Annotated in this window: 9 protein-coding genes; 7 read left to right on the top strand and 2 right to left on the bottom strand. The window is 70.7% G+C overall.

The window, feature by feature from the left end:
• The 4 genes from AC3WPZ_RS26155 to AC3WPZ_RS26140 all read left to right on the top strand — a co-directional run.
• On the top strand, positions 1-887 hold an 887-nt coding region (locus tag AC3WPZ_RS26155), incomplete at its 5' end, for an enoyl-CoA hydratase/isomerase family protein (RefSeq protein WP_492442299.1).
• On the top strand, positions 884-3,046 hold the full coding sequence (locus tag AC3WPZ_RS26150) for an acetate--CoA ligase family protein (RefSeq protein WP_492442297.1): 2,163 nt from the start codon (positions 884-886) through the stop codon (positions 3,044-3,046). The genes AC3WPZ_RS26155 and AC3WPZ_RS26150, both read left to right, overlap by 4 nt.
• Positions 3,043-3,651, top strand: coding sequence for a 2-hydroxychromene-2-carboxylate isomerase (locus AC3WPZ_RS26145; protein ID WP_492442295.1), 609 nt, complete (start codon positions 3,043-3,045; stop codon positions 3,649-3,651). Before AC3WPZ_RS26150 ends, AC3WPZ_RS26145 begins: the two co-directional genes overlap by 4 nt.
• Before the next feature lie 60 nt (positions 3,652-3,711).
• A complete protein-coding gene (locus tag AC3WPZ_RS26140) occupies positions 3,712-4,680 on the top strand; it encodes a Bug family tripartite tricarboxylate transporter substrate binding protein (RefSeq protein WP_382323443.1) in 969 nt (322 codons plus the stop codon).
• Between the two features lie 27 nt (positions 4,681-4,707).
• Here AC3WPZ_RS26140 and AC3WPZ_RS26135 read toward each other — a convergent pair whose 3' ends face one another.
• Positions 4,708-5,571 (bottom strand): IclR family transcriptional regulator, encoded by an 864-nt coding sequence (locus AC3WPZ_RS26135; protein ID WP_382323442.1) that lies wholly within the window; start codon positions 5,569-5,571, stop codon positions 4,708-4,710.
• Positions 5,572-5,749: 178 nt separating this feature from the next.
• Here AC3WPZ_RS26135 and AC3WPZ_RS26130 point away from each other — a divergent pair, with 178 nt between their 5' ends.
• The 3 genes from AC3WPZ_RS26130 to AC3WPZ_RS26120 are packed head-to-tail and all read left to right on the top strand — an operon-like array spanning position 5,750 to position 8,893.
• Positions 5,750-6,895, top strand: coding sequence for an FAD-dependent monooxygenase (locus AC3WPZ_RS26130; protein ID WP_492442293.1), 1,146 nt, complete (start codon positions 5,750-5,752; stop codon positions 6,893-6,895).
• 27 nt (positions 6,896-6,922) lie between these two features.
• A complete protein-coding gene (locus tag AC3WPZ_RS26125; protein ID WP_444688390.1) occupies positions 6,923-7,888 on the top strand; it encodes a tripartite tricarboxylate transporter substrate binding protein in 966 nt (321 codons plus the stop codon).
• A gap of 12 nt (positions 7,889-7,900) precedes the next feature.
• Positions 7,901-8,893, top strand: coding sequence for an ABC transporter substrate-binding protein (locus AC3WPZ_RS26120; RefSeq protein ID WP_492442290.1), 993 nt, complete (start codon positions 7,901-7,903; stop codon positions 8,891-8,893).
• Between the two features lie 15 nt (positions 8,894-8,908).
• On the opposite strand, the gene AC3WPZ_RS26115 is transcribed toward AC3WPZ_RS26120, so the two are convergent.
• Positions 8,909-10,855 (bottom strand): methyl-accepting chemotaxis protein, encoded by a 1,947-nt coding sequence (locus AC3WPZ_RS26115; protein WP_492433054.1) that lies wholly within the window; start codon positions 10,853-10,855, stop codon positions 8,909-8,911.
• Positions 10,856-11,131 lie beyond the last annotated feature (276 nt).

Raw genomic sequence — 11,131 nt, 5'->3', positions numbered from 1 at the left:
GCCCCGACGACGCGCCCCTCGTCGCCCAGCACCGCGCGGCCGGCGTCGCGTGGCTGGAGATCACCCACCCCCCGATCAACGCCCTGAACCGAGCGGTGGGCCGCGCCCTGCGCGACGCGCTGCAGGCGATCCAGGACGACGCGGCGGTGCGCGCCGTCGTGATCACCAGCCAGGGCCGCATGTTCTCTGGCGGGGGCGACCTGCGCGAGGTCGGCCAGCCCGATCCGCCCGGCAGCACGCCGCTGGGCGACTTGGCCGAGTTGGTGGAGCGCTTTCCCAAGCCCGTGGTCGCCGCGATCCAGGGCAAGGCCATGGGTGGCGGCGTGCTGCTGGCCATGGCCTGCCATGCCCGCGTGGGATCGCACGACGCCCTGCTCGCGCTGCCCGAGGTCAACCTGGGCTTCGTGCCCGGCGCGGGTGGCACGCAGCGGCTGCCGCGCCTGGTCGGCATCGAAGCCGCCCTGGCCATGGTGGCGCTCGCCCAGCCGATGAAGACCGACACCGCGCTGGCCACCGGCTGGCTGGACGCGGTCGTGCCGCCCGACCTGGACCTGCGCGACACGGCAGCGGCCTGGGCCCTGGCCATCGCCGAGGGCGGACGGCCGTGGCGGCGCACCGCCGACCTCGGCGTGCCCGGGGGCCCGGCCACACCGTCGCTCCTCGCGCGCTACCGCGAACTCGCGGCCGAGCGGTTCGGCGAGCGCGAAGCCGTGCAGGAAGCCATCACGCTCATCGCTCTCGCCGCCGAACGCCCCTTCGCCGAAGGCGCGGCCGCCGAGCGCCAGGCCTACCTGCGCCTGGCCTCCTCCGAACAGACCCAGGGCCTGGTGGCGGCCTTCTTCGCCGCCCGCCAGAAAGACCCCAAGACAAAAAGCGCCACACCATGACCAACCTCAGCGAAACCCGCCGCTTCGGCACCGCCACGCCGCGTTCCCTGGCGGCCCTTCTCGATCCACGCTCGGTCGCCATCCTCGGCGCGTCGTCCGACGCCACCAAGATCGGCGGGCGGCCCCTGAAATTCCTGCGCACCCACGGCTTCGACGGGCCCATCTACCCCGTCAACCCGCGCGCCACCGAGGTCCAGGGCCTGCCCGCCTATGCGGCCCTGGCCGACATCCCGGCCCCCGTGGACCACGCCATCATCGCCCTGCCGGCGCACGCGGTGCTGCCCGCGGTGCGAAGCTGCGCCGAGCGCGGCGTGCGCGCGGTCACGGTGTTCAGCTCGGGCTTCGCCGAGGTCGACGAGGCCGGGCGCGCGGCACAGGCCGAACTCGGCGCCATCGCCCGCGACAGCGGCATGCGCATCCTGGGCCCCAACTGCATGGGCTTCATGAACCTGCGCACCGGCTTCCTGGGCACCTTCGCCTTCATGGTCGACCTGGGCCTGCCCCCACTGGGGCGCGTGGCGCTGGTGAGCCAGAGCGGCGCGTTCGGCGGGCAGGCGCTGGTGATGGCGCGCGAGCAGGGCCTGCCCCTGGGCGCCTGGGTCACCACCGGCAACGAATGCGACGTGGAGCTGGCGGACTGCATCGCCCACTTCGCGCAGGACCCCGGCACCGACGTGATCATGGGCTACATGGAGGGCTGCAAGACACCCGCTCGCCTGATCGAGGCGCTCGCCCTGGCGCAGGACGCGGGCAAGCCGGTGATCATGGTCAAGGCGGGCCGCTCCGACGTGGGGCGCGCCGCCGTGCAGTCGCACACCGGTGCGCTGGCCGGCGACGACCGCGTCTTCGACGCGCTGTTCAAGGAATACGGCGTGCACCGCGCGCACTCGGTGGAGGACTTCTTCGACGTGGCCCGGGCCTGCGCCACCGGCCTGCTGCCGCGCGAGGGCCGTGTCGGCGTCTTCACCGTCTCGGGCGGCATCGGCGTGCTCACCGCCGACGCGGCCGAACAGCACGGGCTCACGCTCACGCCCCTGCCGGCCCCCGCACAGGCGCGCCTGCAGGCGCTGCTGCCCCATGCCTCGGTGCGCAACCCGGTGGATGGCACGGCCCAGATCTGGGCCGACATGCGGGTGTTCGAAACCTTCGTGCGCACCCTGCTGGCCGAAGGCGACCACGAGTGCGTGCTGCTGTTTCTCACCGCCATGCCGCATGCGCCCCATCTGCAGCAGCCGCTGGCCGAGATCCTCACGCGCCTGCGGCACGAGTTTCCCCAGGTGCTGATGGTGCTGTCCATGTTGGCGCCGCCCGCGCTCGCGCAGCAGATGCAGGCGGCGGGCTACCTGCTGTTCGAAGACACGACGCGGGCCATGCGCGCGGTGGCCGCGCTCAAGTCGCTCGCCCAGGCGCGGCTGCGCGGCCCGGCTCACCACGCAACACCCGGCCCGCTGCCCGACGTGAGCGGCCTGGCCGAAGCGCGCACCGAGCACGCGCTCAAGCAACGGCTCGCCACCTGCGGCATCACCGTCCCGGACGAACGGATGGCAACCACCGAGCAGGAGGCGATCGATGCCGCGCGCCAGGTGGGCTACCCCGTCGCGCTCAAGGTGCTGTCGCCCGACATCGTGCACAAGACCGAGGTCGGCGGCGTGGCACTGGGCCTGGCCGACGAACACACTGTCTCGGCCGCCTGGCGCCAGATGATGGCGCGCGTGCGCCGCGACGCGCCCGAGGCCCGCATCGAGGGCGCGCTGGTCACGCCGATGGCCGGGCCCGGTCTCGACTTCATCGTCGGCACACAGCAGGACCCGATCTTCGGCCCGGTGGTCATGGCCGGCCTGGGCGGCGTCTTCGTCGAGCTGTTCAACGACGTGGCGCTTCGGCTCGCCCCGGTGTCGCACGAACAGGCCCACGCCATGTTGCGCGAGCTGCGCTCCCATGCGCTGCTGCTGGGTCACCGGGGCGCCCCCGCGGCCGATGTCGACGCGCTGGCCGACACCATCGTCCGACTGTCGCAGCTGGCGGTCAGCCAGGCCGCGACGGTCGAGTCCATCGAAATCAATCCGCTGCGGGTGTTTGCTGCGGGCCAAGGCGCGGTGGCGCTCGACGCCGTGGTGCTGCCCCGCACCGACACCACGGACCAGGACGGCCAGGCATGAGCGGCAAAACCGTCACCTTCTACTTCTCGGTGCTGTCGCCATGGGTCTACCTCGGCGGCCCCCGGTTCCACGCCATCGTGCGCGACACCGGCGCCACCGTGGTCTACCGACCCATCGATCTGCTGCACGTGTTCCGCGCCACCGGCGGCACGCCGCTGGCCGCCTTGTCCCCGGCCCGGCAAGCCTTCCGGGCGCGCGAGCGGGAGCGCTGGTCGGCCTGGCTGAACATGCCGATCAGCGCCAGGCCCGCCCACCACCCCGTGGACGAATCGCTGGCCGCGCAACTGCTGATCGTGGCGCAGGAAGCCCACGGCAACGCGGTCGTCTGGCCCCTGGCACAGCGCATGCTCGCCGGCGTGTGGGTGCACGACCTCGACATCGCCGACCCGGCCACGCTCGCTCGCATGGCGCGCGACGAAGGCCTGGACGCCCAGGCGCTGCTGGCACGCGCGGCAGCCCCCGAGGCCCGGTCCCGCTTCGAGGCCCACACCGCCCAAGCCCTCGCGGCGGGCGTGTTCGGCGTGCCCAGCTTCGTGATCGACGGCGATCTGCATTTCGGGCAGGACCGTCTCGACTTCGTGGAGCGCGCGCTGCGCGCCGGATGAATGCCACACAACAAGCCATCACAGGGATGCTCTTTTTTTGAAGCCAAAGGAACCACGACCATGAACAGGCTCTTGCCCCCACTGCTGCTGACCCTCTGCGCCTTCGCCACCCTGGGCACGGCCACCGCGCAGACCTTCCCCACCAAGCCCATCCGCTGGGTGTCCCCCTGGGCGCCGGCCGGGGGCAACGACGTGCTCTCGCGCGCCATCGGCAACGAGATCGCCCGCACGCTCGGCCAGCCGGTGGTGGTGGACAACAAGCCGGGTGCCTCCGGCACCCTGGGCACGGACATGGTGGCCAAGGCGCCCGCCGACGGCTACACGCTGACCCTGGGCAGCCCGGGCACGCACGCCACGGCGGCCAGCATGGTGCCGGGCCTGCCCTACGACCCGGTGAAGTCCTTCACCCCCATCGTGCTCGTGGGCACCGTGCCCAACGTGCTCGTGGTGCCGCCCTCGGTGCCCGCCAACTCGGTGCGCGAACTGATCGCCCACCTCAAGGCCCATCCGAACAGCTACAACTTCGCGTCGGTCGGCAATGGATCGATGCAGCACCTCGCGGGTGAACTCTTCAAGCGCATGGCCGGCGTGGAGATCACGCACGTGGCGTACAAGGGCAGCTCACCCGCCCTGCTCGACCTGACCAGCGGCCGCATCGAGATGGCGTTCGAGAGCATGCCCGTGGTGCTGCAGCTGGTCCGCTCGGGCAAGCTCAAGGCCCTGGCCGTGACGACACCCAAACGGTCGTCGCTGCTGCCGGACGTGCCCACCGTGGCCGAAGCCGGTCTGCCGGGCTTCGACGTCACCATCTGGTACGGCGTGTTCGGGCCCGCCGGCATGCCGGCGGACGTCACCACCAAGCTCAACCAGTCCATCAATGCCGCGATCCGCACGCCGGAACTCGGTCAACGCCTCTCGGACCTGGGCGCCGACGTGGCCGGTGGTTCGCCGCAGGACCTGGGCCGCTACCAGGCCGCGGAGAGCACGCGCTGGACCCGCTTCATCAAGGAAGCCGGCATCACGCCCTGAGACGAGACCCCGCTCCCGGGGACCGGATCACGCCGGCTCGGGGGTGGGCTTCCCGACGAAGCCCAGGCCCCGGGAGATTTCGCTGGCCGCCGCGCACACGGCCGGCAACACCGCGTCTCTCACCACCTCGTCGGTGAACGCGTGCGTCATCGCCGTGGCATTGATGCCGGCGACCACCTGGCCCGCCGCATCGAACACCGGCGCCGCGATGGAGCGCACGCCCAGGTGGAACTCCTGGTCGTTGAACACATAGCCGTCCTGGCGCGCACGCGCCAGCAGGTGCCGGAACGCCACCGGGTCGCTGGTCGAATTGGGCGTCATGGCGGGGATGGGCCCGGTCCCCAGGATGGCGTCCACGGCCTCGGGTGACAGGTAGGCCAGCAGGATCCGCCCGATCGAGGTCGCGAACGCCGGCGTGCGGGAACCCACATGGATGTTGATCGCGGTCGGCAGCGGAATCCGCGCGTTGGCCACATAGACCAGCTCCCCACCGTCCAGCAACCCCATGTGCACCGACGCATTGACCGAGGTCCGGAGCTGGTTGAGCACGGGTTGCGCCAGTTCGATCAGGGACAGCCGGCTGAGGTAGGCGTAGCCGAGCGACATCGTCAGGGACGTCGGTCGGTAGCGCCGGCCCGGCTCTTCCCGGCTGAGGTAGCCCAGCCGCTCCAGCGTCTGCACATACCGGAAGGGTCGGGCGCGGTTCCAGCCCAGGCGCTGGGCGATGTCGGTCAGCGTCAGGCTGCCGTGTTCGGTCTCGAACACCCGCAGCACCGCCAGGCCCTGGGCCAGGGCCTCCACCCAATAGGGACTTTTGTCGGCCTCGCCACCGTCCGGCTCGTCGGTGGAGGGCGGTGTCAGCGGCGGCGGCGTCTCGGGTGTGGGGTTCATGGGTGATGGGCGCAACGCCACCAGGCGGGCTGCCTCGCGTTGCGCAGCGATTCTATGAAATCGACTTTTGGGCCGGCCCTCATCGGCGCCCGCCCCCATCAGGGTTTTCACCTGGTCGGTTTTGGAGCGAAAAATTTAACATGCAAAACTTGTTTTCGCATTCATAACAATTCAGACCATGACCTCTCATCGCATCGCCATCATTGGCGCGGGCATCGGCGGCCTTTCGGCGGCGCTGGCGCTCAAGCGCCTGAACCTCACCCCGGTGGTTTTCGAGCAGGCGGGCCGGTTCGGGCGCGTGGGCGCGGGCATCAACCTGACGCCCAACGCCGTCCGGGCGCTGGACGGCCTGGGCATCGGCCCGGCGCTGCGGGCCTCGGCCTTCCGGCCCACCCGCCGCATCAGCCGGACCTGGGACAGCGGGGAGGTGACCTCCAGCCTGGAAATGGGCGAAGCCGGCGAGCGCCGGTACGGTGCCCCGCAGCTCACGGTGCACCGCGCCGATCTGCTGTCGGCGCTGGAAGCGGCCGCGTCGGACATCGAGATCCACCTGGGCAGCCGGGTCCGGCGGGTGTCCCAGGGCGACGGCCACGCCACCCTGGAGCTCGACGACGGACAGACGCACCGGTTCGATGCCATCGTCGGTGCCGACGGCATCCATTCCGCCGTGCGGGAAAACCTGTTTGGCGCCGACCAGCCCACCTTCACCGGTCAGGTGGCTTTCCGCGCCATCGTCGATGCGCAACAGCTCGGCCACCTGGACCTGAGGCCGACCACCAAGTGGTGGGGGCCGAACACCGCCAGCCAGGTGTTCACCTTCCTGATCCACGGCGGGCGCGAGCTGTTCGTGTTCGCCACCGCGCGGGAGGACAGCTGGCGCCACGAGTCCTGGTCGGTCAAGGGAACGCAGCAGGAGCTGCTCGCGGCCTACGCCCAGTTCCACCCCGAGGTGCAGGCCATCCTGGGCCGTTGCGAGGTGGTGCTCAAGACCGCGCTGTACGTGCGCGAGCCCATGGCGCGATGGACGCAGGGCCGCATCACGCTGCTGGGCGATGCCTGCCACCCGATGTTGCCGTTCATGGCCCAGGGCGCGGCCATGGGCATCGAGGATGCGGTGGTGCTGGCGCGCTGCCTGGCCGCCGGGCCGGATGGCGCGGCAGCGCTGCGCACGTATGAAGCGCTGCGCAAGCCGCGCGCCAGCCAGATCCAGGTGGCCTCGGGCAAGAACGACTGGCTGCGCAACGACAACAACGCCGACGGGGTGTACGGCTACGACGCCTGGGCCACGCCACTGGACGGCGCCGATCAACCCCGTGCCGCCTGACGCACGTTCTTCGAGAAGGAAGCTCCCATGAAACGACGCCAACTCCTGAGCGGCTCCCTGGCCGCCGCCACGCTGGCCCTGGCGCCCGCCGCGCGCGCCCAGGCCGCCTTCCCGTCCCGGCCGATCCGGCTGCTCGTGGGCTTCGCGCCGGGCGGTGCCACCGACGCCGCGTTCCGCGTGCTGGCCTCCAATGCCAGCAGCATCCTGGGCCAGCCGGTGGTGGTGGACAACAAACCGGGGGCGGGCATGGTGATCCCCGCCCAGCTCATGCAGACCGTGCCGGCCGACGGCTACACCATCGCCCAGGTGGCGGTCTCGGTCTTCCGCCAGCACTACCTGACGAAGACCAGCTACGACCCGGTCAAGGACCTGAAGTACATCATCGGCCTGGCCTCCTACCCCTTCGGCCTGGCCGTGCCCGCCAGCTCCGACATCAAGACGCTGGCGGACTACATCGCCTACGCCAAGGCGCACCCGGGCGAAATGACCTACGGCACGCCGGGCACGCTGTCGTCGCCCCACCTGACGATGGAAGACCTCGGCCAGCGCGCCGGCGTCAAGTTCAGCCACATCCCGTTCCCGGGCGGCGCCCAGGCGCTCACCGCGGTGCGCGGCGGCCATGTGAAATCGCTCGCCGACGGCCCCAGCTGGGCCAGCCTGGTCGAGTCGGGTTCGCTGCGCCTGCTGGCCATGGCTGGCGAGACCCGCAGCCCCCGCTTCCCCAACGTGCCCACCTTGAAGGAACTCGGCTACCCCATCGTGCAGAACGCGCCGTTCGGGCTGGTCGCGCCGGGTGGCACCGACCCCGCCGTGGTCGAGCGCCTGCACAACGCGTTCAAGCAGGCGATGGACCAGGAGAGCTTCCGCGACGCGCTGCGCAAGCACGACATCGACCCCCAGTACATGAGCAGCCAGCAGTTCACGGCCTTCGCCCACGAGATCATGCAGTCGGAACGCCCCATCATCGACCGCATCGGCCTGCAGCGCCCCTGACGAGGAGACCCCATGCCAGCCCTTTCCCGCCTCCCCAAGCGCCTGGCCCGGGTCCTGCTGGCCGTGGCCGCCTGCACGGCGCTCGCGCAACCCGCCGCCGCCCAGCAGCCCCTTCAACCCCTGACCTTCGCCCCAGGCGTCGGCACCGTGCCCTCCACCGCCCTGGTGGAGATGGTCACCCGCGAGCAGGGGCTGTGGCAGAAGCAGGGGCTGCAGCCCACGACGCCGCCGCCCTTGGGCGGCGGGGACCGCCGCACCTGGAACCCCGAAGAAGAAAACCATTCCGACGTGCGCCTGTACGGCCTGGGCGCGGCCATCAACTACATGAGCAAAGGCGTGGACTTCGTGGTCGTCGCCGACCTGGGCCTGCACGCCGAGTGGCACATGTGGTCCTTGTCCGAGCGCCCCATCCAGGCAGCCGACATCCGCGGCAAGCGCATCGCCGTGACCCAGATGTCGGGCACGGACAAGCTCTACGCCGACCTCTTCCTCAAGTCATTGGGGGTGGCACCGAACGAGGTGAGCTTCGTCCCGACCGGGGGACTGCCGCAGAACTACCAGGCCCTCAACCAGCGGCAGGCCGACATCTGGGTGACCACCGAACACGCGGCCGCCCTGATCGACAAGGACAGGCGGCTCGGCAGCGTGGTGAAACTCTCGAGCTTCCTGGGCCATGACTGGGATCCCTATGTGATCCTTGCCAAGCGCGGCACGCTGCAGCGCGATCCGGCCCTGATCCAGCGCGCGGTCGCCGCGCTGCTGGAAGGGGCGCGTGATGTGGCACAGGCCAGCCCGGAGAAGAACCGCCAGCGCCTGATGCAACGCTTCAACGTCGATGCGGCCACGGCGGAGCGGCTGCTGGCCACCGTCTCGTTCGAGAACCCCTCCGGACGGATCCGGGTGCCCACCATCGAGAAGATGCGCCGCCACTACATCGAACAAGGGATCATCCAGGCCGACGCCCTCGCACTGCGCAGGATCTACGACGAGACCGCGCTGCCGTGAGCACGGCCGCGGGGCTCAGCCGGCGCTGGTCGTCCCGAGCTGGAACACCGACACCGTCTTCACCAGCTCGTCCGCCTGCTGGCGCAGGCTGCTGGCGGCGGCGGACATTTCCTCCACCAGCGCGGCGTTCTGCTGCGTGGTCTGGTCCAGCTGCACCACCGCTTCGCCGACCTGGCTCACGCCCGCGCTCTGTTCGCCGCTGGCGGTGCTGATGTCCGACATGAGGCGCGAGACCTTCTGGATCGAGGCAATCAGCTCCTGCATGGTCTGGCCGGCCTCGTTCACGAGCACCGTGCCGTTGCCCACGCTCTCCACGCTGGTGCCGATCAAGGCCTTGATCTCGCGCGCGGCCTGGGCCGAGCGCGTGGCGAGGCTGCGCACCTCGCCGGCCACGACCGCGAAGCCCCGGCCCTGTTCACCGGCGCGCGCCGCCTCGACGGCCGCATTGAGCGCCAGGATGTTGGTCTGGAACGCGATGCCGTCGATGACGCCGATGATGTCGGCGATCTTGCGCGAACCGGCATCGATGTCCTGCATGGTGTCCACCACGCGCTGCACGGCCGCCCCGCCCTGCTCGGCCAGCGTGGTGGCCGAGCGCGCGAGCTGGTCGGCCTCGCGCGCATGGCCCGAGTTCTGGCCCACGGCGGTGCCCAGCTGCTCCATAGAGGCCGCCGTTTCCTCCAGCGCGCTGGCCTGGTTCTCGGTGCGGCTGGACAGGTCCTGGTTGCCTTGGGAAATCTCCGCGCTGGCCGTGGCCACGGCCTCGGCGCCGCGCCGCACGCGGCCGACCACGCTGGCCAGGTCCTTCTGCATGATCGCCAGCTGGGCCATCAGGCTCTGGGTGTCCCCGGTCCGCACCGGCACCGGCTGCCCCAGGTCGCCCCGGGCCACGCGCGCACTCACCGCCACCGCTTCGGCCGGTTCACCGCCCAGCGGGCGCAGCACGAGGCGCTGCAGGGCCCAGAGCAGGCCCAGCGACACCACCACGATCGACACCGCGCCCAGCAAGGCCGCGGTGACGTTGAGCTGGCGCACCTCGGCGAGGATGCGGTCCTGCGGCACGGTGGCCGCGAAGGCCCAGGACGAGTTGTCCCGTCCCACGCGGATCGGCACGTAGACACTGGTCACCTCGGTGTTCAGTCCCTCGTGCAGGTAGCGCACGCGCTGCGGCCGGTTCTCGCTCAGCGCGGCGCGCAGGGCGGCCAGTTCGGCCGGCTTGGTCAGCGCCTGCCCCACATGGGCGGGGTCGCGGTCGCCGACGTACAGGGCGCCGTTGGACAACAGGCTGGCGTAGCCGGTGTCGTAGATGCGGATCGCCTGCACCTTCTCCTGCAGGCTGGACAGCGGCAGGTCGATGCCCGCCACGCCCACGAACTGGCCGTTGACCACGATGGGCACCGAGGTGGTCGCGATCAGGATTTCCTTGCCCGCGACCGTGTACTTGTAGGGCTCGATCAGCGTTTCCTTGCCGGTGCGCTTGGGCAGCTGGAAATAGTCGCCCGGACCGGGTTTGTCGTAGTCCACCAGCGGCTCCACCACAGGAGCGCCGGCGCCCCGGTTCCAGTAGGGGATGTAGCGGCCCGTGGCATCGTGGCCCGGCTTGTCCACGTACTCGGCATCGCGGCCGTCGAACGCGTTGGGCTCCCAGGCCACCCAGACCCCCAGGAAATGGGGCGAACCCTCCAGCACGTTGCGGATCAGCGCATCGGCCTCGATGCGGTCGGCCTGCCCGGTGGCCTTCAGGCCGCCCAGCGCCTGGGCCAGCGTGCGCGCCGCCGTCATGGTGGCGTTGAGCTCGGACTCCACCTGCGCCGCGTTGCGGCTCGCCAGCTCCTCGGCGTACATGAGGGCGGTGCTTTCCTGCAGCTGGCCGGCCTGGCGGGTCAGCGAAATCACGGTGACGGCAAATCCGACCAGCACCACCCCGATGACCAGCAGCAGCAGCTTGGTGCGCAGGCTCATGGTGGCGAGAGGGGAACTCGTGGAAAGGGAGTGGGGATGAGACACGCGGCTTCTTCTTTCTTCGTCCAGTGGAAGTGAATGCCTGGCGCTGCCCGAAGGCGGGCGAAGCCAGGCGACCTGTCAGGACGGTGAATTTCCCACGCCGGCGAATCCGCAAGACCGCGAACAGACGGGGAAAGCCGGGGCAATTCCCCCTCGCGGGGTCCGTGCGCCAACCCACACAGCCGCGCCACCGTCGCGGCGTAGACTGGGGGCCGCCGCCGCCCACCCTCCCAT

This window comes from Hydrogenophaga sp. FW305-3-2-15-A-LB1 (assembly GCF_058787875.1).
Note: the sequence above shows the minus strand (reverse complement) of the source record. Positions and strands in the feature narration are given on the sequence as shown.